Source organism: Bacillus sp. AM1(2019) (genome assembly GCF_009906915.1).
GTDB classification, from domain to species: Bacteria; Bacillota; Bacilli; order Bacillales; family Bacillaceae; genus Bacillus; species Bacillus velezensis.
Map to the genome: position 1 here is coordinate 696,161 of NZ_CP047644.1, position 24,498 is coordinate 720,658.

The window sequence follows — 24,498 nt, forward strand, 5'->3', positions numbered from 1 at the left end:
CCCGCCCTTTTTTGAGGGGGGTGTTTGCGGTTATTGCGCAACCCGGCTTTCGGAAGCGCTCTCTTTCGGTTTTTGTTTTTTGCGGAATACATATGAGGCAAGCACCAGCAGAGTAATAAATCCTGTCAGCAGAAATTCAGACCGCATTGAGCTGATAAACAGCATAGATAACAAGATGGCGCAAATGGCGATGATCGTCAGGTAGGTTAAGTACGGATAGAACCACATTTTGATTTTAAGAGATTCAGGGTTTGTCCGTTCGATTTTCTTTCTCATTCTCAGATGTGAGACGGCGATGACGAGATAGACGAGCAGTGCGATCGCCCCTGATGAATTGACCAGAAATAAGAATACGGAGTCGGGAGAAAAGTAGTTCATAACAACGGCAATATAGGAGAAAAAGGTGCCGGCGATAATGGCTTGAACCGGTACGCCTCTTTTACTCAATTTCATAAAACGCCGCGGCGCTTCATTTCGCTCTGCCAGTGAATACAGCATCCGTGACGTCGTATAAAGCCCGGAGTTCAGGCAGGACAGAACGGCTGTCAGGACGATAAAATTCATGATTTGAGCGGCTGCGGGAACCCCGATATGGCTCAAAACGGCAACGAAGGGGCTTTCCAAAATATTGGCTGAATCCCACGGCAGCAGTGTGACCACAACCGCAATGGAGCCGACGTAAAAAATAATGATCCGCCAAACGACTGAGCGGGTCGCCTTTGTGACGGATTCGACCGGATTTGACGTTTCTCCCGCTGCGATTGCGACGATTTCAGATCCCATGAAAGAAAAAATGACAACGACGATGCCGAGCAGAACGGAACTTGGACCTTTAGGGAAAAATCCGCCGCTGCCCGCCAGATTTTCCAGCCCGACCGGCTTGCTGCCGGGGACGATTCCGAAAATGAACGCAAATCCCGCGATTAAGAAGACAACGATCGTCGCTACCTTCACTAAGGAAAGCCAGTATTCAAATTCGCCGAACGATTTAACTGAATAAATATTCGTCAGTGTTAACAGCACGGTCAGAAGCAGACTCGTCAGCCATAACGGAATGCCCGGGAACCAGTACTGTATGATTCCGGCGCCTGCAATGGCTTCAATAGCAATGACGATGACCCAGAAAAACCAATACAGCCATCCGATCGTAAAACCGGCCCAAGGACCGATGGCATCATGCGCGTACTGTGAAAACGAACCGCTTGTCGGGTTGACGGAGGACATTTCCCCCAGCATTCTCATAATAAAAATCACTAATAATCCTGCTAAAGCGTAGGAGACAATCGCTCCGGGTCCGGTGGAATGAATGACGGATCCGCTTCCGACAAATAATCCGGCGCCGATCACGCCGGCAATTGAAATCATAGTCATATGCCGGGTTTTTAATCCCTTTGATAAAGAGTTAGGCTGATTCATTCTTTGCCTCCTTTTGGCTTGTTTATGCTGAATATTCCGACAAGTATTATTCTATCATAAATGCCACAGACAGTTGAAAATGATGTAAGAAAATATGACATTTTTTCTCGTCCGTACAGCAGAGGTGCCGGAAGGAAAAGAAATAATTTTCTGTTATTTTTGTGTTTTAATGGGTTTGAAAATAATTCCATGAACATGGGATGGCGAGAATCCTTGATACGATTGGGATGAGAGGGGTTTCGTGAATAAAAATAAGTTTCCTGAGCGCATAAATGTTCTATGCTTACTATTTTTCTGTGGAAAGTGAATCATGTTTCTATAGACCCACTGTGTCTTCGCTTTGTATGATAATGAAGGAAAAATTGAACGGGAAGGAGGATTTTCAGTGGAGAGATATCATGAATTGAAAAAAGGCGAAACCGGAGCGATTGTCAGTATTGGCGCATATGCGGCATTGTCGGCTGTGAAGCTTGTGATCGGTTATTTGTTTCACTCAGAAGCGCTTCAGGCCGACGGTTTAAATAATACGACTGATATCGTGGCATCTGCGGCTGTTTTCATCGGTTTGCGCATCTCTCAGAAACCTCCTGACGAAGATCATCCTTACGGCCATTTTCGGGCGGAGACCGTCGCGTCACTCATCGCTTCCATTATTATGATGCTTGTCGGAATGCAAGTGCTGTTCAGCGCCGCGCAATCTATTTTTTCCGTTAAAGAGGAAACACCGGATATGATAGCCGCCTGGACGGCCGCGGGGAGCGCCGTCGTGATGCTGATGGTCTGCCGCTATACGAAAGGGCTTGCCAAAAAGGTAAACAGCCAGGCCCTTTCAGCTGCGGCCGCTGATAATAAATCAGATGCGCTCGTCAGTATCGGCACGTTTATCGGAATTTTTGCTTCACAGTTCCATTTGGCTTGGGTGGATACGGTTACCGCGTTTATCATCGGATTGATCATCTGCAAAACCGCGTGGGATATTTTTAAGGAATCCTCTCATTCGCTGACTGACGGTTTTGATGTCAAACATATTTCTGATTATAAAAAGACGATTGAACAGATTGCGGGCGTCAGCCGTTTAAAAGATATTAAAGCGAGATATCTGGGCAGCTCCGTTCATATTGATGTCGTCATTGAAGTGCCGTCTGATCTGAACATTAAAGAGAGTCATGAGATCGCAAATGAGGTAGAACGCAAGATGAAAGAGGAACATGCCATTGACCATTCACACGTTCATATGGAGCCTCTCCAGCTGAAATAAAGCTTCCTTTCTAAAGGGAGCTTTTTCCTTTTTCAGACTGGAAACAATTTGCTGGAAACGTTTTTTTATACTGTTTATATTTTGTGGTAAAGTTAGGTTACGATAATTGAAATTTGAGAGATGACTAGGAGGAGAAGAATGGCTTATAAAGAAGAGCTGCATCCGCTGCTGGAGAAAGCCGTTGAGCATATTGAAAACATCATCATAGGAAAACGGGATATCGCCATACTCAGTCTGGCCGCCATTCTCGCAAAAGGGCATGTGCTGCTGGAAGACGTGCCGGGAGTCGGAAAAACGATGATGGTCCGCGCTTTGGCCAAGCTGATCGGAGCTGACTTTAAGAGGATTCAGTTCACGCCGGATCTTCTGCCGTCAGATGTGACGGGTGTCTCTATTTATAATACGAAAACGATGGAATTTGAATACCGCCCTGGACCGATCATGGGGAATATCGTGCTGGCTGATGAAATTAACAGAACCTCTCCGAAAACGCAGTCTTCCCTGCTTGAGGCAATGGAGGAAGGGAATGTCACGATTGACGGAAAGACAATGCGGCTGGCTGAGCCGTTTTTCGTCATGGCCACACAAAACCCGGTTGAATATGAAGGAACGTATCCGCTTCCCGAAGCCCAGCTTGACCGGTTTTTATTTAAGCTGCGCATGGGCTACCCGACTGCCGAGGAAGAGCTTCAAGTTCTGTCTTTGCAGGAAGGGCGCAATCTGCTTGAAACAATCGAGCCCGTCATTTCTAAAGAACAGTTTATCAGCCTTCAGCAAAAACTGGAGAAGGTGCGGGTGGATGAGGGAATTAAAGCGTATATCGTCGGCATTACTCAGCATACCCGCCGGCATTCGTCCGTACATCTGGGCGTAAGTCCGCGCGGTTCAATCTCATTAATGAAAGCCGCGCAGGCGTACGCGCTGCTTCATGACCGCGATTACGTCATTCCTGATGACGTCCAGTATTTGGCTCCGTATACGCTGCCGCACAGAATGATCCTGACCGCCGAGGCGAAATTTAACGATGTGACGCCGGAAGCGATTATAGAAGACATCATGCAAACGGAAAAAGTGCCCGTCCAAAGGATGTCGGTCCGCTAATGAGAAAGAAGATGCATTGGCTTCTATATGGCTGGAAGCTGCTTATGTTGGCCGTACTGACGGCGGCTGTCTTTTCTTATGCCATGTTTCAGGGCGGATTTGTGAGCTGGTTTTTATTTTATGCGTTTTTGCCGTTTACCGTTTACGCCGGGCTGGTCGCTGTGTACCCGCTGCGGGCGTTTCAGGTGGCGCGTGACGTGTCCTCCGCCCAGTTAACCTCAGGCGACAGGCTGTCTGTCACCATCAGGCTGACGAGGCGCCTGCCGTTTCCGCTGACATATATGGTCATTGAAGATGTGATGCCGGAAACGCTTGGCGAGAGGCGCAGTGCGAAACAGCTTGTGTTTCCGTGGTTTCAAAGGAAGCTGACGTTACAATATGAGCTGCCGCAGGTGCCGCGCGGAGAGCATCATTTACATACGATAAGAGTGCGGACGGGAGATGTTCTCGGGCTTTTGGACAAGACGGCGTCGTTTTCCGTTACGGATACGGTTCTGGTTTTCCCGGCGTACGGGTCTGTTCACTATAAGCCGCAGTCCGCCTCCGGGGAAGAGGGTACGGCTGCCGGCGCTCCGTTTCAGGTACACCGCTCCGCAATGGCTGCGAGCGTCAGAAATTATCAGCCGGGCGACCGGTTTTCCGCACTTGATTGGAAAACATCGGCGCGGCGAAATGAGCTGATGACGAAGGAATTTGACCCGCTGCAGAGTGTGAATATAATTCTCCTTTTGGACTGCAGGCCGTCCCCATCGTTTGAAGCCGCGGTATCAGCTTCGGCATCCCTGCTTTACACGGCGCTTGTGAAGGGCTCTCCCGCAGGATTTATTTCATTGGGGAGCGACCGGACCGTATTTCCCGTCCGGGAGGGAGACCGGCATTTCAGAAAGATGCTGCGTTACCTGGCATCAGCTTCAGAATCGGAAGAAGCCGATGCAGGCGGGCGTTTAGGAAAAGAGCTGGCGGATCCGCGCGTCCGCAAAGCTTCCATTGCCGTCGTGACGGGCAGTCTTACAGAAGACCTTCTCAAACAGGCTGAGCCCGGCCGTGCTGACATGACGGTGTTTTTGGCGAAAGAAACGAATGCCGCGCTTTCGGAGAAAGAACGGAAACTCGCTCTCATCTTCGCGCAAAAAAATATTAAGGTGCAAATGATCAGGGACAAACGGGTGTCCCATGTTGTTTAGAAAGAGAGGTGGCGCGCCATGCCGCATGACGAGAACCAGGGAAGCAGGCTGAGTCTGCTGCTGTTTTATTTTCTCGCTTTTTTATTGTTATGGGAATGGCTCAGGCCGCTGCACAATTTTACGGATACAAAACATACCGGTTTTTTCATCGTTTTTATCGGTTTGGCATTTCTGCTGTCATTCTTCCGGATGAGGTGGTACGTCACCGTGCCGTCCTGCATTCTGTTTACGTTGATCAGTATTCACATCCTGTTTTATAAAGGTTCGGTTTTTCAGCCGGAATGGCTCGTTTCTTTTTTGCGGGACGTGATGCAAAATGCCCGCCACATCGGGACCGGAAGATGGAATGATATGAATCCGTCATTCCGCACATTGCTGTTTTTTGTGCTTTTATGGCTGCTCGTGTATTTGCTGCATTACTGGGTGATCTATCAGCGGAAAATCTTATTCTTTTTTATCATGACGGTGGCGTATATCACCGTGCTTGATACGTTTACTCCCTATGATGCCGCATACGCCGTCATCCGGATCGTCTTTATCGGCTTTTTGATGATGGGGCTTTTGTATATGGAGCGCATCCGGCTTACGGAACACATAGCGTTTAAAAAAAGATTGATACTCAAATGGTTTCTGCCGCTGATGCTGTTTATCTGCGCTTCCGTCGTGTTCGGTCTGGCGGCTCCGAAATCAGACCCGAACTGGCCGGACCCCGTGCCGTTTCTTAAAAAAATAACAAACCACAAAGAAGTGCCCGCCGCCGAAAGCAAAATCGGCTACGGCAATCATGATGAAACATTGGGCGGCCCTTTTCAGGAGGATGATACGCCGGTTTTTACATGGAAGGGAAAAGAACGGGCGTACTTCCGGGTGGAAACGAAGGATACATACACGGGGAAAGGCTGGGTGGAGACCGATCAGGGCATGTCCTATAAACTGAACGGCGGCAACGTTGAAGATATATGGTTTGACCGGAGTGTGCAGACGAGACGGTATACGGCACAGGTGTCCATTGATGAGAATTATCTCTATAATCACGTCATGTATCCGATCGGCGTCTCCAATATTAAACCGAAGCACTCGATTCAGCTTGAAATGAACGGAAACACCGAGCAAATTACGCCGGTCAGTGAACAAGTAGGCAACATCCGCAATATGGGACGGTACACGGTGACTTTTCAGGCGCCCGTCTTTAAGCTGAATGATCTCAGAAAAGTGAAAGTAAAACGATACCGTGAGCAGAATCAATTCAATGACCGGTATTTACAGGTCCCCGACAGCCTTCCGAAAAGAGTGAGACAGCTTGCGGACAGACTGACGCGGGATCATCATAATATGTTCGATAAAGCGAAGGCGATCGAGGATTATCTCGGATCTTCCGCATTTTCGTATCATACACAGGATGTCGCGGTTCCGGAGCACAATCAGGATTATGTCGATCAATTTCTGTTTGAAACGAAAAGAGGATATTGTGATAACTTTTCATCGGCAATGGCCGTGCTGCTCCGATCTGCGGGTATTCCCGCCCGTTGGGTGAAGGGTTATACATCCGGCGAGTATAAAGGGGCAGGCGACCATAACGGCCACATTTATGAAGTCACGAACAACAACGCCCATTCGTGGGTAGAAGTGTATTTTCCGGATCAGGGCTGGGTGACGTTTGAGCCGACGAAAGGCTTCACCAATCCGACGGAGTTTACGTCAGAGCAAAATCATACCGCGGCAAAAGACAGCGGAGGCTCAGCGGGGAACTCGGATGAACCGTCTGACAAGCAGCGTCAGGAATCAAAGCCGGAAAAAGAGGAAAAGCCGAAAAAGCGGGATCACAGCGCGGCACCGCAGCCTGTGATCCGCAACAAAACCGCGGCACAGCTATGGCCGTATGCAGCCATCGTCATTGTGATTTCAGCCGCGGCGGCACTCGCCTGGCTGCTCCGGGCGCGCTGGATTCCGCACGTTACAGCAGCCAGATTGAAGCGGCGAACGGATGAAGACGTCTTTTTCGACGCATATGCCGCGCTGCTCCGACAGCTGAAACGAAAAGGGTTCAGCAGGGGGGACGGAGAAACGCTCCGTGATTTTGCCGCGAGGGTTGACGAGGCGCACCATACAAACGACATGTCCGAGCTGACGCTGCGCTATGAGCGTGCGTTATACCGCAGCGATAATGCCGCAAAGCTTTGGAATGAATCGGGACAGTTGTGGGAAAATATAATTAAAAGAAGATAGTCTTGACCGCATATCGTCCTGTTGTTAGAATAAATGAATGTTAAATGGGAGCCCGGGAGCGTTAAAAAGCCGGGCTTCCGGACAAGTCTTGCCGACAGAGGGCTGAACGTGTGTCCTCCGTTTTTTCTGTGTCAAAAACTTAGAGGAGATTAGGTGACAACCATGACGAAGTTAGTGAATGAAATGATTCTTGTTCTTGATTTCGGCAGTCAGTATAACCAGCTGATTACCCGCCGGATCCGTGAATTTGGCGTATATAGCGAGCTGCATCCCCATACGTTGACAGCTGAGGAAATCAAAGAAATGAATCCAAAAGGAATTATCCTTTCAGGCGGACCAAACAGTGTATATGATGAAGGATCTTTCCGCTGTGATGAAAAAATCTTTGAACTTGATATTCCTGTATTGGGCATCTGCTACGGCATGCAGCTGATGACTCATTACCTCGGAGGGAAAGTCGAGGCGGCAAGCCAGCGCGAATACGGAAAAGCGAACATTCAGATTCAAGGAACTCCTGACTTGTTCAAAGATCTTCCGGAAGAACAAGTTGTCTGGATGAGCCACGGCGACTTAGTCGTACAAGTGCCGGAAGGGTTTACGGTAGACGCGACAAGCCATCACTGCCCGAACTCGGCGATGAGCAAAAAAGACAAAAAATGGTACGGTGTTCAGTTCCATCCGGAAGTCCGTCATTCAGAATACGGAAATGACCTTCTGAAAAACTTTGTCTTCGGGCCTTGTGAATGTAAAGGCGAATGGTCAATGGAAAACTTTATCGAAATCGAAATGCAAAAAATCCGCGAAACCGTCGGAGACAAACAAGTGCTTTGCGCTTTGAGCGGCGGAGTCGATTCTTCTGTCGTAGCCGTTTTGATTCATAAAGCGATCGGCGACCAGCTGACTTGTATTTTCGTAGATCACGGCCTTCTCCGCAAAGGCGAAGCGGAAGGCGTCATGAAAACGTTCAGCGAAGGCTTTAATATGAATGTCATTAAAGTTGATGCGAAAGACAGATTCTTAAACAAGCTGAAAGGTGTTTCTGATCCTGAGCAAAAACGCAAAATCATCGGCAACGAATTCATTTACGTATTTGATGATGAAGCGGACAGGCTGAAAGGAATCGACTACCTTGCGCAAGGAACGCTTTACACAGACATTATTGAAAGCGGAACGGCAACTGCGCAAACGATCAAATCGCACCACAATGTCGGCGGACTTCCTGAAGATATGCAATTTGAACTGATCGAACCGCTGAACACTCTTTTCAAAGATGAAGTGCGCGCGCTCGGCACAGAGCTCGGCATCCCGGATGATATCGTATGGCGTCAGCCGTTCCCGGGCCCTGGACTTGGCATCCGCGTACTCGGCGAAGTAACGGAAGAAAAACTTGAGATCGTTCGTGAATCAGACGCGATTCTGCGTGAAGAAGTGGCGAACCACGGCCTTGAGCGCGACATCTGGCAGTACTTCACGGTTCTTCCTGACATCCGCAGCGTCGGCGTCATGGGAGATGCGAGAACGTATGATTACACAATCGGTATCCGTGCCGTAACATCAATTGACGGCATGACATCTGACTGGGCGCGTATCCCTTGGGATGTGCTTGAAGTGATTTCGACACGGATCGTCAATGAAGTGAAACACATCAACAGAGTGGTGTACGATATTACTTCTAAGCCGCCTGCAACAATTGAGTGGGAATAATGAGAAAAGCCTCAAATCTTTTATTTATAAAGATTTGAGGCTTTTTTAATTTACATGGTTCTAGGAATAATGGGCCTTTTATCATTAACACCGGAGAAGATGTACAGCAGTTTTTTATATATTCGAGTTTTTTAATCAGTTGTATTCCTAATATTCTCCCTATAATTTCATTTTTTCTAATAAAACTGAATTCATAAAATATTCATTTAATAACAAATAATGTATGTTATTATGAATATATACAAATAAAACATATGATGGTTTGAGTTTTCCAAGGGGTTTTTTATCTTCTGCATTCAGTTCTTTAGAAACGCAGAAGGTTTCTAATTTGTAGAAAAAAATGTTGAAAGAGGCTCGGAAGGATGGAAAAACATATTTTATTTTTTAATGCTACTTATATTAAAAAAATTTCTACTTTGGAGACTGCTAAAAATTTGGGCTTGACGGTTTCTGTTGTCGGCCCTGAACTGCCTGAATGGTCGCGGCCATTCGTTGACCATTACATTTCCGCAAATACTTATCAGATTGATGAGACTATAGCTGTTCTGAAGGAAACTGCCAAAGAAAATCCTTTTGATGGAGTCATTACATTCTGGGATAGAGATGTGGTTCCGGTGGCGGTAACTGCCCGAGAACTTAACTTAAAGGGCAGTCCGGTGGAAGCGGCAGAACGGGCTCGAAACAAATGGAAGATGCGTCAATTTTTGAACCGCGCACAAGTTCCTCATCCAAAATATTGCAAATTTACAAATTGGACCGAATTATATCATGCAAGCATTGATATGGAATACCCATTGATCGTTAAACCTGTGGGTGCTTCTGCCAGTAAAGGCGTATTCCGAATATCAAAGCCTGAAGATTTAAACCGCGCATATCAGCAGCTGTTAAACGCTGCGGTGCCGGAAAACGATAAAATGTTTTCTTTTTATCAAAACGAGTATATTGTTGAAGAGTTTATGAACGGACAAGAAGTCAGCATTGAGGGAGTGATTTCCGACGGAGTCATTCACTTTGCAGGTGTTACTGAAAAATGGACGGATCAGTATTTCGAAGAATACCAGCATGCATTTCCCGCCAGGCTGCCGGAGGCTGTGGAACGTGAATTATTCCACATCACCAGTGAAGGGATAAAAGCTTTGGAGCTGAACAATTGTGGTTTTCATGCCGAGGTCATGATCACAGAGAAAGGGTGCAAGATTATCGAGATCAACGGTCGTCTGGGCGGCGATTTTATTACTACCCATTTGGTTCCTCTAGCCAAAGGTATAAATATAACGCGCGCAAACCTATTGGCTGTATTAGGAGAAACAATAAGCTTTGAAGCTTCGAAAAGAAGAGCTGCCTGCGTCAGGTTTTTAATTGCAGACCGTGCTGGTGTGATAGAAAAGTGGGAAGGTGTCGAATCGATCAAAGAAATGCCCGGGGTCGTTGAATTTGTTTTAGAAAAGCAGCCGGGCGATCATGTTGGCCTGCCGCCTGAAAAGTTTCATGATTCCCGGATTGCTTATGTCATCACAGAAGCCGAAGATACAGAAAAAGCGATCGAATATGCTGAAAATGCTTTATCTGAAGTGAGGTGTTTCATCAATGGAGAGGAAAAGACTGTTCCTGATCGGGATTCCTGAAACGCATATTGAGAAGGCCGTTACGAGGGCAAAACAACTTGGTTTTGACGTCTTATTAGGAGATACAGAAGCTTCATTAAAAAAATATGAGCATTTAATAAAGGAAGCTGACCAAAAAATCGCATTAGATTATACCAATCATGAGAATCTATTCTCAGTCGCTAAAGAAATCCATGACAAAGAGCCTTTAGATGCCATATTTACTTTCAAAGAAGCCGGCTTATTCAATGTATCCAAACTTCAGCAGGCATTTCATTTAAAAGGAAATCCTCCGTCTGTGGTGCAAGCATGCCTTGATAAATATACAACGCGCCGGCTTTTAAAAAAGGCAGGACTAAACTCTCCCGATTTTGGATTGTGCAGGAGCGTGGAAGACGTATACGATTTTTGGAATACATCTCAACATCCTATCATTTTAAAGCCGAGATCTCAGCAAGGCAGTATAGGCGTCATAAAAGTTGAGAAAAAAGAGGACATTGAGGCGTGTTTTAAAGAGTGTTCAAAACATGACGAGGAGAAGTCAGTATTAGCCGAAGAATTTATAGAAGGGCAGGAAATTTCAATAGAAGCCGTTGTCTGCCAAGGCAAGGCCGACATATTTGGTGTGACCGAAAAGCTGCTATACCCCGGGACTTTTGTAGAATCCGGGCATATATCGCCGTATAAACATAAAGAAAAACATCAGGATTTGTATAAGAATCTGGTCAAGGAAGTTGTTCATGCCATGGGGATCGTATTTGGCCCCTTGCATATTGAAGGGTATCACACAAATAAAGGATTTGTGGTTGGCGAGGTACACACCCGCTATGGCGGAGACAACATAGTGACCATTACAGAAATCGCCATGAAATGTGATATGCATACACCTATTTTTGCGGAACTGGCGGGCATCCCATATCAACCGGAAAGGAAACATGCTCAAAGCGAAGTATGCGCCGTTCGTTTTTTAGAAACGAACCAAGGGGTTGTACGCGCAATCAAAGGGATCAGCGATCTCAAAATGATGGGGAATGTAGTAGATTTTCATGTAAATTGCAGTGTCGGTGATAGAATCAGACCGATCAAAAACAGCTACGATAGAGCAGGATGGATGATTGTAAAGGGGAAAAATGAGCGAGAAGTCAATCACGCATTACATGATGCGATTGACAAAATAAAAATAATCATTAGGTGAAGGGGAGAATGATGGTGAAAAACAGAAAATCATCAATTTTTAGAGATGCTTTAAACAGTAAAGGTTTGGTGAAAGTTGCGGGAGCTCATGACGGTTTAAGCGCCAAATTAGCAGAGAAAAACGGATTTAATGCCGTATGGGCAAGCGGTTTGGGAATCTCGGCTGTGCAAACTGTACCTGATGCCAGTATATTAACGATGACTGAATTTCTTGAAGCCGCCGTCATTATGAATGAATCATGCAATTTGCCGGTCATCGCTGACTGTGATTCCGGCTACGGGAACATTCACAATGTCACCCGCATGATCAAAAAATACGAAGCTGCTGGTATTGCCGGAGTTTGTATTGAAGATAAAGTATATCCAAAATTAAACTCATTTGACGACAGACAACAGATCCTTGTCAGTACTGAAGAATTTTGCGCAAAAATTAGAGCCGCAAAGATGGCTCAGCAAAATGACGATTTTGTATTGATTGCCCGTGTCGAAGCTTTAATTGCTAAATTGGGTCAAGAAGAAGCCTATACAAGAGCAAAAGCTTATGTTCATGCTGGAGCAGATGCAATTTTAATTCATTCAAAAGAACAATCGCCTGATGAAATTATTGAGTTTGTTAACAATTGGGACGTGGATGCGCCGTTGGTTGTGGTTCCGACTAAATATCCGACGCTCTCAATGGAACAGCTTGAGAAATTGGGAGTGAAGGTTTCCATCTATGCGAATCAGGCGTTGCGCGCTTCTGTTAAGGCTATAAATGATACATTCGAAAGCATTATAAATAATAAATCGTCTTTGCAGATTGAAAATGACATCGTGAGCGTTAATGAGATATTTGACATTCAAGACGTTCCGGGGATGAAGCAACTGGAGCGTTTGATCCATAGACAGCCGGCTAACTGAGGTTTTTGTATCGTGCTATTTTAAGAATGGCCCATAAAGACATTGGAGGCGTTTGAATTGAATAAAAGATTATCCGATAGAGTCATGAATATAAAACCTTCGGCCACTATGTCATTAAATGCCAAAACGAAGATAATGGTAAAAGAAGGAAAAGACATTATAAATATGAGTGTCGGAGAACCGGATCTTCATCCGCCATTAACAGCCTCATATGCAGGAATTCAGGCAATAGTGAAGGGGAAAACCGGGTATACGCCGGCAGCAGGGCTGATTGAATTAAGAGAATCCATTGTGCGATATCTGCTTAACGAACGAGGTTTAGAATATAAACCAAACCAAATAATTGCATCTGCCGGGGGAAAACAGCCGCTATATAATGTTTTTCAAGCAATTTGTGATCAAGACGACGAAGTTATCCTCCCTTCACCTTACTGGGTATCTTATCCGGAACAAATCAAACTGTCGGGGGCGGTTCCTGTTATTGTAAGCTGTGATGAAACTACAAATTTTAAAATCACACCCGAGAAGCTTGCAGAAGTAATTACCCCTAAGACAAAAGCTGTTGTTATCACATCTCCCAATAATCCGACAGGGTCCGTTTATTCAGAAAATGAACTGAAAGCTTTAGGAAATGTGTTGAAAGATTATTCTGAAATTTTTATCATTTCCGACGAAATTTATGATCAGTTTGTGTATGAGGGCAAGCATATCAGTCTGCCGCTCATTTTTCCCGAATTGCTGAATCGGACCATCATAACGAATGGATTTTCCAAAGTCTTTGCAATGACTGGATGGAGGCTCGGCTATATCGCAGCCCCATCGGATATAGCCGAAGCCATTGCCAGCTTTCAAAGCCATGCTACAGGCAGCCCGTCAACTATTTCTCAATATGCCGGTATTTCTGCTTTAAACGGTTTTGACAAGTCGATGGTCGAAGAATACAAAAAAAGACGCGATATATTAGTCGATGGTTTAAATCAAATTGAGGGCATTCAATGCGCCAAACCAAATGGAGCCTTTTATGCGTTTCCGAATGTTTCACAATTTTTCGGAACAATGTTTGAAGATCAACAAATAATTGATGCGGAGACATTTTGTCATCTTCTGTTGGAAAAACAGCACGTGTCAGCTGTTCCCGGCACAGCATTCGGAGAGCCGAACAACATTCGTTTGAATTTTGCCATCCCAAAGGATCTTATCACAGAGGCTTTGAAAAGAATTAATAATTTTACAACTCAGCTGGCAGTTAAGGTATAACAGAGCGCTGAAAGCTTAAACGAGCCTCTTTATATCTGCATCTAATGTTTAGGCAGGTGGTTTTTTGAAAGGCATACGATTAAGAATTCACCCTGTGGGCTGGAATATCATTTTAGGCACCTTGTTTAGCAGAATGTCAGTCTCGATGAGCATTCCCTTCCTTTCTATTTACCTAACACAAGTAAAAGGTGTTTCTCCTGCTTTGACCGGCATCATTGTTTCAGTAAGTTCGCTGGCTGGGATTGTAATGAGCTTTTACGGAGGGTATTTGTCTGATCTTTTTGGCAGGAAAATTGTGATGATAACGTCTGTATTTTGTTGGGCGCTTGTTTTTGTAAGTTTTATGTTTGCAGATAGTGTACTCGCATTTTTTGTCATCAATGCGCTTAACGGGCTGTGTCAATCTATCTTTGAACCGGCGTCAAGAGCATTATTATCCGATATAAGCAAAGAAGAAAATCGTTTGAAGATGTTTAATTTGCGGTATACTGCGATTAATATCGGCGTAGTTTTCGGTCCTCTTTTAGGCCTTAGATTGGGAGCTGCCAAGACGGCTCTCCCATTTCTGTTCGCAGGTTTTACATATTTTCTTTATGGTCTATCTCTCGTATTTTCATTCCGAAAATTTAAATTAGACGAGAACAATCGAAAAGAAAATAAAACGACTATTGCTACGGCTTTTAATGTGACAAGGAAAGACAAGGTTTTTCTTATCACATTACTTGGAGTGATATTATCAATATCCGGATATGCGCACTTTTCTACAACATTGCCCCAATATTTTGCCGCCAAAATAGAGGACGGGGTGACCATATTTTCATGGCTTTTAGCTTTGAATGCAATTGTCGTCTTAATTGTTCAATACCCTATTGTGAATATCATGAAAAAGTTCCCGCCGATTCATTCAATCATTCTGGGAAATGCTTTAATTAGTTTCAGTTTATTATTTTTTTCGCTATCGTCCAACCCATTCATATGGGGCTCTATCGTCGTGTTTTTCACAATAGGGGAAGTTTTGATTTTTTCGATGGTTGATATGCTGGTGGATGAAATTGCAAAACCAGGCTTCAAAGGGACATACTTTGGAGCAGCAGGCTTTAACCGTTTAGGAAATGTAATCGGTCCTTGGCTGGGAGGGATTCTTCTTTCCTTTTTTGGTGTAAACGGGTCCTTCTATATGTTTTTGATCATTTTTATAACGACAGCCTCGGGAATTCCGGTTTTATTTTTGGCAAAAAAACATCTTGATAAGAGCGGACATTCAAAAGTTGATGTAACAGAATCTCATAGGAGTTAAATGTTTTAACACAATGAAGAATTAATGGCAAAGTCTTTGAACCTCAAAGGTTTAAAGGCTTTTTTCTTTTCAGCAGCGCCCCATCAGAATGGGAAACAAGAGTGTTTATATTTTTGGGGAGAGGAATACAGACTGAACGGCGAACAAAGAAGGTATTAATCTAAGGGACTGACCCCATAAGATGAGACAAATAAAAAACACCTTCAAGTTTGAAAACGGATCGTTGTTATCCGAAATTAGACTTTGAGGCGTTTTTTTTTCATCTTTTTGAAACCGTTTTGCCTTGATTCATATCTAACAGCATAGGAGGTGGATAAGGTGAAGGAAGAACGATTGATCAAAAAGGCGAAAAAAGGTGATGCCGCAGCCTTTGAAAAACTGATCACCGCACACCAGGATACTTTATATAAAACAGCTTATCTCTATTTGCATCACAAGGAAGATACGCTGGACGCTGTTCAGGAAACGGCTTACAAGGCTTTTCTTCATATCGCGCAGCTGAAGGAGCCGAAATATTTTAAAACGTGGCTGATCCGGATTTTGCTTCATACGATTTTTGCGATGAGGAAAAAGCACGGAGACGTCATCCCGTTTGAGCCGCAGCATGATACGCGCGCGGAGAATAAGAACATTGAAGAATACATAGATCTTCGGAATGCCCTGGAAACGCTTGACGAACATATACAGCTGACCATTCAGCTTTATTATTTTCAAGATTTCTCGATTGCTATGATCGCTGAACAGACCGGTATGGCGGAAGGCACTGTAAAAACGCATCTGCACAGGGCGAGAAAAGCATTGAAGCAGGAGCTGGAAAAGGAGGATAAACATATATGGAAAAGCATCAAATGAAGCAATTGTATCAGGACATTGACGTGCCGAAAGCTGAATTGAAAAATGTGATACACAGCGCCGCTGTCCGTGCCGGAAAAGAAGGCGCCGTCAGACGGAGATGGGGACGAAAAGTGATAAACGGACTCGCGGTTGCTGCTGCTTTGTTTATTCTGTATCTGTCCTCAGGCTTATTCATGCCCTCCGTTAATACGGCTATGGGAAACATTCCTGTTGCCGGACAAATTTACAGTCTGTTTCAGGATAAGGCAGGTTCTGCGCTGTTTAAAAGCAATTTGGTGACAAAACTGAATGAGAAAGCGGAATCACGCGGAATCACGGTGACAGTGAAAAGTGTGTATTACGACAGCGGACAGCTCGTTTACAATTTTACCGTTGACAATTTGAAATCAGATGAGCAGAGCATCTCTTTTCAAGTTGATTATAAAGATCCACGGAATATGTTAGCAGAGGATTATGACAGCAGTGATATGAAAAAAATGAAAGACGGACGGTACGCGGGACAGCTTCGCCTGTTCACGGACGGCTCAAAGCTGAAAGACGGTGATAAGCTTCCGCTTGTCATTACAAAAATCAAGAACATCCCGGGAAACTGGCGCTTTACACTCCCGATCAAAAAACAAAAGTCCGTTTCTCTTGAAGGAACGAAAGCTGTGAATGTAAATCACGGATTATACCGCTTTTTCGATATCCGGGCGGAAAACGGAACGACGGGATCGGCTCTCCTGTATTCTATCGACTTCTATGATGCAGCCAAAAATGATGCCATCTCGATTTACGAGGCAACGGATGATGCCGGAAACCATTATGAAATGACGGCGTCGAATATTGAACTTGGCGGCAGAAAGAATCTTCCCGGCGGCGGGAAAAGAATACGCGGCCAAACTCAATTCAGCAAACCGATAGACCCGAAAGCGAAAACACTTTTCATAACGGGCGATATAAAAACAGAATCAGAGCCGGGAGAAATCGTGCCTCTGAAAACAAAACTGCCCGTCAGTTATAAAACGAAACATCATCATGTCGGCATTACCATCAAAAAGATCAAACAGCAAGGCAGAACGGTAATCGTCGATTATCAATTCACCGGAATCAATTACAGCAAGGCGGATGAAGATCAGCTGATCAATGTCGGTGAGTCAATCGGTCTCGGCAATACGAAAAAAATGAAAACCTGGCCATCGCTTAATGAGTATGAAAAAGGCTATTATCTGAAAGGAAATAAGGCGAAAGTCACGAACCTTAAAACGGGTGAAATGGAATCCGTTTTTGAATTGGATGATTCATCCAATAAAGACTATTCGTTGCGCGATTTCTCATTCGATTCATACGCTTTGTACGTCAATCAAACGGTTATGAACTTGCTGGCGGATGATAAGGGGATCACATTCGCGGTGCCGGTTCGGCCTGCGGACGGAAAATGATGTCGGGAAGGCGGCTTTTGCCGTCTTCCATTTTTGGTCAATTAACGAATAAACCAAATTTTTTTAACGGGATTGTTCGTTTTTTTTATTGAGTTTTCAAAATTGAATTGATACAATAGACTCAGAAATCAAATATGCAGATATCGTATAATGGCGGGGATATGGCCCGCAAGTTTCTACCAAGCTACCGTAAATGGCTTGACTACGGATCAATCTCAATCGTTTGATATAAATAATCCATTCTTATTTATTCAGACTGAACGTATGTAGTCAAGCGTCCCAAATGTATTTGGGGCGTTTTTTATTTGGCGGATAACGGGCAGAATAAATGGGAGAGAATGAAGGAGGCAATTGGCTTGAAGCAATTTTTTCAGTTTGATGAGCTGGGGACAAGCTATCGTAATGAAATCATCGGCGGTTTAACGACCTTTTTGTCAATGGCGTACATTCTGTTCGTCAATCCGCTGACATTGTCTTTAAACGGTGTGAAGGGATTTCCGGAAGCATTAAAAATTGATCAGGGCGCGGTGTTCACCGCTACAGCCTTGGCGTCTGCGGCCGGCTGTATTTTAATGGGGCTCATTGCAAAGTATCCGATCGCGATTGCGCCGGGTATGGGATTAAATGCGTTTTTTGCTTTCTCTGTCGTCCTCGGCATGGGGATTTCATGGCAGGCTGCGCTTTCCGGCGTCTTGATTTCCGGAATTATCTTCGTGGCGCTTTCGCTGACGGGACTGCGGGAAAAAATCATTAATGCGATTCCGCCTGAGCTGAAATTGGCGGTCGGCGCGGGTATCGGTTTGTTTATCACATTTGTCGGTTTGCAGGGTTCGGGCATTATTGAAGCGAACTCATCGACTTTGGTGTCTATCGGCAATATTCACAGCGGCCCTGTGCTGCTGACGGTTTTCGGTGTTATTGTGACTGTCATTCTGATGGTGCTTCGCGTAAACGGCGGCGTATTTATCGGAATGCTTCTGACGGCGGTTGCCGGCATGGTCTGCGGACTGATTCCGGTTCCGACGCACATTGTCGGCAGCGTGCCGAGTCTTGCGCCGACTTTCGGACAGGCGTGGATGCATCTTCCGGATATCTTCTCCGTCCAAATGCTGATTGTCATTTTAACTTTCTTGTTCGTCGGGTTTTTCGATACGGCCGGAACGCTGGTGGCTGTAGCGACACAGGCCGGGCTGATGAAGGAAAACAAACTTCCGCGTGCGGGAAGAGCGCTTCTGGCAGATTCGACATCAATCGTTATCGGAGCCGTACTCGGTACGTCTACAACGACTTCTTATGTTGAATCCAGCTCAGGCGTTGCGGCGGGGGCGCGCTCCGGCTTCGCGGCTGTTGTGACGGGCATTCTCTTTTTGCTGGCGATGTTTTTCTCGCCGCTTCTGTCAGTTGTCACCACGAATGTGACGGCTCCGGCTTTAATTATTGTCGGCGCGCTGATGGTGGCGCCGCTCGGTAAGATCGCCTGGGATAAATTCGAGGTGGCTGTGCCGGCATTCTTAACGATGATTATGATGCCGCTGACGTACAGCATTGCGACGGGGATTGCGATCGGTTTTATATTCTACCCGATTACAATGATCTGCAAAGGAAAAGGAAAAAGCGTTCACCCGATTATGTACGGGCTGTTCGTCATCTTTATCCTGTATTTCATCTTCTTGAAATAACGGAAAAACCGGCTGAGTTAAGCCGGTTTTTTGTTTTTGTCCTATTCCGTAAAACCAATACATACTATAAAACGTCATGTGGGTGTCCGGGTGAAGAAAACCGCTTGACTGTTTAAGGACGCTTCGGTACCTTATATAAGTGTTTTATTTTCTTGTTTAACAAATTCCGCCGTATTTTTTTGATAGGAGTTGCTGACATGACGGAAGAAAGAAAAGAAACGTTGGAAGAAGAAAAACAGCATCAGGGGACTGATGAAGAACCGCTGTCGAGAATGTCCAGAAATGCGGGACGTTATCAAAAGCAAAAGAAAAAAGTAAAGGAACGGCGCCCGGCTCCGGCTTTTACGGAAAAACTCGCTTCTGCATGGGCCGCGGTCAAACGTTATTGCCGTTTCGCGCTGCGCATTTTGACATCACCGGTGAAGGTCGTTGGGGAAGACGGCTTTTCCCGCTTTAAATATGCTCTTATTTCAATGCTTGTATTCAGTATCTTTTTCTCAATCGGAAATTGGTTTCAGCTGAGGGCAAGCCAGCAAAGGCCTCTCGGATACGGGGAGCGGCATCATACGTTTTTTGACGGCTTTACCGTCGTTCTCGTGTATACGCTCGTCTTTTTTGCCGCTGCGGCCGGCGCGGTCTGGCTTGTATCACGTTATATGATGAAACAGAAAATTACGATGCGGGATGCGGCCGCGGGGGTCGGATCGCTTTTGGTTCCGGCTGTCGCCTGCTCTATCGTGTGGATGATTTTCGCGATATTGAATCTGCCGGTCGTCACCGTGGTGTTTACGGCGCTGACCTTGTTTCTGGCCGCCTCGGCGATGGTGCAGTTTGTGCAGATTCTATACAAATCGGCTGAAAAGCCTGCGGCTGACGTGATGTACTGTATTTCCGCGGCGGTCATCATCATGCTCGTTTTTACGGCTGTGACATGGCCGCTCATTTCCGAGTACTTTACTGCTTCGCTGATCCCTTTATAAGTCGAAATTTGTCTTTCACAATGTTTACAAATTTTTCTAATAAAGCGTATTGTTTTGAGGACCCGGCCGAGATATGATGAGAGCAACAGCAATTCGAAAGCGGCACTACTCTTTATGATTCGGAAAGGGATGATGAAGATGGCCCCGTTGTTGCGAGAAGCCATTAATCGGAAAAAACAGCACCTGAGGACAAAACTGATCCGCTCAGGGTTTTATCAAGACCATGTTCAGGAACTGTCCGGGTACACGCTGAGTGAACTTGAGAAGGAATATGAAGCCGTCAAACGATTGAAAAAAGCCGAGCTTCACTGATAAGAGCTTAACAGTCTGCCTTGCGGGGCGGGCTTTTTTTTCTTTTGAAAATGATGAAAAGAGGGTAAACTATCCTTAATTGAAGGATTGATGCTTTTCAAAGTATCAGAGGAGGGGAATCAGTGATGCAGACGATTTTATCCAACAGTATAGGTATGGTTCTCATTATTCTCATCATTAACATTATATATGTCTCTTTCTTTACGATCAGGATGATTCTGACATTAAAGGGACAGCGCTATTTCGCCGCAGGCATCAGTACGATTGAAATCCTTGTGTATGTGACCGGCCTGAGTCTCGTGCTCGGCAATCTGAATCAAATTCAAAACGTCATTGCCTATGCGCTCGGCTACGGCCTCGGCGTCATAGTGGGAATGAAAATTGAAGAGAAACTGGCGCTCGGCTATATTACAGTCAACGTCATTACGAAGGAGCTCGATCTGGACCTGCCGAAACAGCTCCGGGAAAAAGGATACGGGGTTACAAGCTGGGTTGCGGGCGGACTTGAAGGAGACCGGACCGCCATGCAGATTCTGACGCCGCGCAAATATGAGCTTCAGCTTTATGATACGATTAAAACGCTTGATGAAAAAGCGTTTATTATCGCCTTTGAGCCGAAAACGATCCACGGCGGATTCTGGGTGAAAGCAGTGAAGAAGAGGAGAATTAAGGAATGACAAAGCCAAAAAAGAAACGGTTTGAAGTAACGGAAGATGAAACGATTGACACCATTCTCACTTTAATGAAGGAAGAGGGTTATATGCCCGTCCGGCGGATGGAAGAGCCGATCTTTACAGAAAAGAAAGAAAATGGATCAATTCAAGTCGTTCCTTGCGGGAAAAAAATCGTATTTGAAGGGAAATTGATCTAAACACGAACATTAAAAGAAAGAATTTTTATATCGTTCGATAATGTCGTTGACATTATCCAAGTCCGTTGTTAAGATAAACATGAAATCAAAACACGACCTCATATAATCTTGGGAATATGGCCCATAAGTTTCTACCCGGCTGCCGTAAACGGCCGGACTATGCAGGAAAGTGATAAACAGCTGACATGGATATCGCAGAAGCGAACGACTGACGATACGCGCGCCATGCCCGGTTTGTATTGCTTCCTCATAGTTGCAATATAAGCCGGGCTTTTTTTTCTGAAAAACAAAGCATGAGAAGGTGGGAACAGAATGCAGCCGCTAGCAGGAATCATCATGGGAAGCACCTCCGATTGGGAGACAATGAAACATGCATGCGACATACTTGACGAACTTCACATTCCTTATGAAAAACAGGTGGTATCCGCGCACCGGACGCCTGATTTGATGTTTGAATATGCAGAAAGCGCAAGAGACAGGGGTTTAAAAGTCATTATTGCCGGAGCCGGGGGAGCGGCGCATCTGCCGGGAATGACGGCGGCCAAAACGACGCTGCCGGTGATCGGCGTACCGGTTCAGACGAAATCGCTTAACGGGCTTGATTCTCTTCTGTCTATCGTACAGATGCCCGGCGGCGTGCCGGTCGCGACGACGGCGATCGGGAAAGCGGGCGCAGTGAACGCGGGTCTGTTAGCCGCGCAAATTTTGTCGGCATTTGACGATGACATTGCGGATAAACTAGAGGCGAGAAGAAATGCGACAAAACAAACGGTGCTGGAAAGCAGTGATCAGCTTGTCTGATAAAAAAACGATTTTTCCCGGTGCTGTCATCGGCATTATCGGAGGCGGACAGCTCGGAAAAATGATGGCTGTCGCCGCAAAACAGATGGGCTATAAAGTCGCTGTCGTCGATCCCGTGAAAGACTCGCCATGCGGACAGATCGCCGATATTGAGATTACCGCCCAGTACAATGACCGTGAAGCGATTCAAAAATTGGCCGGAGTCAGTGACATCATTACCTACGAATTTGAAAATATCGATTACGAGGCGCTCAACTGGCTCAAAGAACATGCATATCTTCCCCAGGGAAGCGAGCTGCTGCTCATCACCCAAAACAGGGAAACGGAAAAAAAGGCGATCCAGTCAGCAGGCTGTCAAGTCGCTCCTTATCGGATCGTAAACAGCGGACGGGAGCTTGAGGAAGCCGTTCAGGCACTGGGACTCCCGGCGGTGCTGAAAACATGCCGCGGCGGATATGACGGCAAAGGCCAATTTGTCATTAAGGAAGAAGGACAGACAGATGAAGCGGCTGCGCTGTTAGAAAACGGCACGTGCATACTTGAAAGCTGGGTATCGTTCCGGATGGAGCTTTCCGTTATCGTGACGAGATCGGTGCACGGTGAGATTTCAACCTTTCCGGCTGCTGAAAATATCCACAAAAATAATATTCTGTTCCAAAGCATCGTGCCCGCGAGAGCGGAGGAAACGGTTCAGAAGCGGGCAGAGGCGCTTGCCGTTCAGCTCGCGGAGAAATTGGAGCTTGTCGGGCCGCTTGCGGTGGAAATGTTTGTCACGGAAGACGGAGGCCTCTTGATTAATGAACTGGCGCCGCGTCCTCACAATTCAGGGCATTATACGCTCGACCTTTGTGAAACGAGCCAATTCGAACAGCACATCAGAGCGGTCTGCGGACTTCCTCTCGGCAGAACCGATCTTCTCAAACCGGGAATGATGGTGAATCTGCTCGGTGATGAAGTGAAGCTTGCGGAGGAGCATACGGAGCTTTTAAAGGAAGCCAAACTGTACCTGTACGGAAAACATGAGATTAAAAAAGGCCGTAAAATGGGGCATATGACATTTTTGCGGAAGCCTGATGAAACATGGATTCAGGACATCACGAACATATGGATGAATAGAGACGGAGGACGAGCATAATGATCGAACGTTATTCAAGACCTGAAATGTCCGCGATCTGGACGGACGAAAACAGATACCAGGCATGGCTGGAAGTCGAGATTTTAGCCTGTGAAGCCTGGGCTGAGCTTGGCGTCATTCCGAAAGAAGACGTCAAGGTCATGCGCGAAAACGCGTCTTTCGACATCAACCGCATTTTGGAAATCGAGCAGGATACGCGCCATGACGTCGTTGCATTCACCCGCGCGGTTTCAGAATCATTAGGCGAAGAAAGAAAATGGGTTCACTACGGCCTGACGTCAACAGATGTCGTGGATACCGCTCTTTCCTATCTATTAAAACAGGCGAATGAGATCTTGCTCAAGGACATTGAGAGATTTGTTGACATTATAAAAGAAAAAGCGAAAGAACATAAATACACGGTCATGATGGGCCGCACGCACGGCGTACACGCGGAACCGACGACATTCGGCCTGAAACTCGCGCTTTGGCACGAAGAAATGAAACGCAACCTTGAACGTTTCAAGCAGGCAAAAGAAGGGATCGAAGTCGGGAAGCTTTCCGGCGCGGTCGGCACATATGCAAATATTGATCCGTTCGTAGAGCAGTATGTCTGTGAAAAACTTGGCCTGAAAGCGGCGCCGATTTCCACTCAGACATTACAGCGCGACCGTCATGCGGATTACATGGCGGCACTGGCTTTGATCGCGACGAGCATTGAAAAATTCGCAGTGGAAATCCGCGGTCTGCAAAAGAGTGAAACACGTGAAGTGGAAGAGTTTTTTGCGAAAGGACAAAAAGGTTCATCGGCTATGCCTCATAAACGGAATCCGATCGGGTCGGAAAATATGACGGGCATGGCGCGCGTGATCCGCGGGTACATGCTGACGGCATACGAAAATGTACCGTTATGGCATGAGCGTGATATTTCTCATTCATCAGCTGAGCGCATCATTCTTCCTGACGCGACAATCGCGCTGAATTACATGCTGAACCGATTCAGCAATATCGTCAAAAACTTAACGGTATTCCCGGAAAATATGAAACGCAACATGGACCGCACACTCGGTTTAATCTACTCTCAGCGCGTGCTGCTCGCTTTAATCGACACGGGTCTGCCTCGTGAAGAAGCATATGACACGGTTCAGCCGAAAGCGATGGAAGCGTGGGAAAAACAAGTGCCGTTCCGCCAGCTTGTCGAAGCGGAGGAAAAAATCACGTCCCGTCTCACACCGGAACAGATTGCCGATTGCTTTGACTACAATTATCATCTGAAAAACGTCGACTTGATCTTTGATCGTTTAGGTTTATAGAAGAAGCCAGC

General features: G+C 45.9%; 21 protein-coding genes and 2 riboswitches. Of the genes, 20 read left to right on the forward strand and 1 reads right to left on the reverse strand.

The features are described from left to right. Positions 1–30: 30 nt before the first annotated feature. Positions 31–1,416 (reverse strand): GABA permease, encoded by a 1,386-nt coding sequence (gene gabP / locus GNE05_RS03675; RefSeq protein ID WP_012116987.1) that lies wholly within the window; start codon positions 1,414–1,416, stop codon positions 31–33. Positions 1,417–1,801: 385 nt separating this feature from the next. Between gabP and GNE05_RS03680 the strand changes: the two genes are divergently transcribed. The 20 genes from GNE05_RS03680 to purB all read left to right on the forward strand — a co-directional run bounded on the left by GNE05_RS03680 (position 1,802) and on the right by purB (position 24,487). Further along, complete coding sequence (locus tag GNE05_RS03680; protein ID WP_160182449.1) at positions 1,802–2,674, forward strand: cation diffusion facilitator family transporter; 873 nt, start codon at positions 1,802–1,804, stop codon at positions 2,672–2,674. A gap of 138 nt (positions 2,675–2,812) precedes the next feature. Continuing rightward, positions 2,813–3,775 (forward strand): AAA family ATPase, encoded by a 963-nt coding sequence (locus tag GNE05_RS03685; RefSeq protein ID WP_160182450.1) that lies wholly within the window; start codon positions 2,813–2,815, stop codon positions 3,773–3,775. Beyond that, positions 3,775–4,959: a DUF58 domain-containing protein gene (locus tag GNE05_RS03690; RefSeq protein ID WP_160182451.1), complete on the forward strand. Its 1,185-nt coding sequence runs from the start codon at positions 3,775–3,777 to the stop codon at positions 4,957–4,959. The genes GNE05_RS03685 and GNE05_RS03690 overlap by 1 nt, the downstream gene beginning before the upstream one ends. 18 nt (positions 4,960–4,977) lie before the next feature. After that, entirely contained in the window at positions 4,978–7,185 is a 2,208-nt protein-coding gene (locus GNE05_RS03695) for a DUF4129 domain-containing transglutaminase family protein (RefSeq protein WP_160182452.1), read from the forward strand. Positions 7,186–7,347: 162 nt separating this feature from the next. Beyond that, entirely contained in the window at positions 7,348–8,889 is a 1,542-nt protein-coding gene (gene guaA, locus GNE05_RS03700; RefSeq protein ID WP_014417088.1) for a glutamine-hydrolyzing GMP synthase, read from the forward strand. A 362-nt stretch (positions 8,890–9,251) separates the two neighbouring features. Then, complete coding sequence (locus GNE05_RS03705) at positions 9,252–10,514, forward strand: ATP-grasp domain-containing protein (RefSeq protein ID WP_017419013.1); 1,263 nt, start codon at positions 9,252–9,254, stop codon at positions 10,512–10,514. Next, positions 10,477–11,688: an ATP-grasp domain-containing protein gene (locus GNE05_RS03710; RefSeq protein ID WP_017419014.1), complete on the forward strand. Its 1,212-nt coding sequence runs from the start codon at positions 10,477–10,479 to the stop codon at positions 11,686–11,688. Before GNE05_RS03705 ends, GNE05_RS03710 begins: the two co-directional genes overlap by 38 nt. An 8-nt stretch (positions 11,689–11,696) precedes the next feature. Next, complete coding sequence (locus GNE05_RS03715; RefSeq protein ID WP_014417091.1) at positions 11,697–12,587, forward strand: isocitrate lyase/phosphoenolpyruvate mutase family protein; 891 nt, start codon at positions 11,697–11,699, stop codon at positions 12,585–12,587. A gap of 57 nt (positions 12,588–12,644) precedes the next feature. Beyond that, the gene (locus GNE05_RS03720; RefSeq protein WP_014417092.1) at positions 12,645–13,844 is read left to right on the forward strand and encodes a pyridoxal phosphate-dependent aminotransferase; all 1,200 of its coding nucleotides are present in this window, start codon (positions 12,645–12,647) and stop codon (positions 13,842–13,844) included. A 64-nt stretch (positions 13,845–13,908) separates the two neighbouring features. Continuing rightward, positions 13,909–15,141 (forward strand): MDR family MFS transporter, encoded by a 1,233-nt coding sequence (locus GNE05_RS03725; protein ID WP_061861925.1) that lies wholly within the window; start codon positions 13,909–13,911, stop codon positions 15,139–15,141. Positions 15,142–15,459: 318 nt separating this feature from the next. Beyond that, positions 15,460–15,993, forward strand: a complete 534-nt coding sequence (locus GNE05_RS03730; protein ID WP_021495186.1) for a sigma-70 family RNA polymerase sigma factor — start codon at positions 15,460–15,462, stop codon at positions 15,991–15,993. Then, positions 15,975–17,417 (forward strand): DUF4179 domain-containing protein, encoded by a 1,443-nt coding sequence (locus GNE05_RS03735; RefSeq protein WP_160182453.1) that lies wholly within the window; start codon positions 15,975–15,977, stop codon positions 17,415–17,417. The genes GNE05_RS03730 and GNE05_RS03735 overlap by 19 nt, the downstream gene beginning before the upstream one ends. A 123-nt stretch (positions 17,418–17,540) precedes the next feature. After that, positions 17,541–17,642, forward strand: a riboswitch (purine riboswitch). Positions 17,643–17,773: 131 nt separating this feature from the next. Then, a complete protein-coding gene (locus GNE05_RS03740; protein ID WP_007408891.1) occupies positions 17,774–19,096 on the forward strand; it encodes an NCS2 family permease in 1,323 nt (440 codons plus the stop codon). A 197-nt stretch (positions 19,097–19,293) separates the two neighbouring features. Beyond that, the gene (locus GNE05_RS03745) at positions 19,294–20,076 is read left to right on the forward strand and encodes a hypothetical protein (RefSeq protein ID WP_014417096.1); all 783 of its coding nucleotides are present in this window, start codon (positions 19,294–19,296) and stop codon (positions 20,074–20,076) included. Positions 20,077–20,214: 138 nt separating this feature from the next. Then, the gene (locus GNE05_RS03750; protein WP_003155777.1) at positions 20,215–20,388 is read left to right on the forward strand and encodes a Fur-regulated basic protein FbpA; all 174 of its coding nucleotides are present in this window, start codon (positions 20,215–20,217) and stop codon (positions 20,386–20,388) included. Between the two features lie 122 nt (positions 20,389–20,510). Beyond that, on the forward strand, positions 20,511–21,065 hold the full coding sequence (locus tag GNE05_RS03755; RefSeq protein WP_014469850.1) for a DUF2179 domain-containing protein: 555 nt from the start codon (positions 20,511–20,513) through the stop codon (positions 21,063–21,065). After that, positions 21,062–21,259: an NETI motif-containing protein gene (locus tag GNE05_RS03760; RefSeq protein WP_007609843.1), complete on the forward strand. Its 198-nt coding sequence runs from the start codon at positions 21,062–21,064 to the stop codon at positions 21,257–21,259. The genes GNE05_RS03755 and GNE05_RS03760 overlap by 4 nt, the downstream gene beginning before the upstream one ends. Before the next feature lie 78 nt (positions 21,260–21,337). Continuing rightward, a riboswitch (purine riboswitch) is annotated at positions 21,338–21,439 on the forward strand. A gap of 132 nt (positions 21,440–21,571) precedes the next feature. Continuing rightward, positions 21,572–22,060, forward strand: coding sequence for a 5-(carboxyamino)imidazole ribonucleotide mutase (purE, locus tag GNE05_RS03765; RefSeq protein WP_007609846.1), 489 nt, complete (start codon positions 21,572–21,574; stop codon positions 22,058–22,060). After that, a complete protein-coding gene (gene purK / locus GNE05_RS03770; RefSeq protein WP_061861927.1) occupies positions 22,014–23,195 on the forward strand; it encodes a 5-(carboxyamino)imidazole ribonucleotide synthase in 1,182 nt (393 codons plus the stop codon). Before purE ends, purK begins: the two co-directional genes overlap by 47 nt. Beyond that, on the forward strand, positions 23,195–24,487 hold the full coding sequence (purB, locus tag GNE05_RS03775) for an adenylosuccinate lyase (protein WP_014417100.1): 1,293 nt from the start codon (positions 23,195–23,197) through the stop codon (positions 24,485–24,487). The genes purK and purB overlap by 1 nt, the downstream gene beginning before the upstream one ends. Positions 24,488–24,498: the final 11 nt, after the last annotated feature.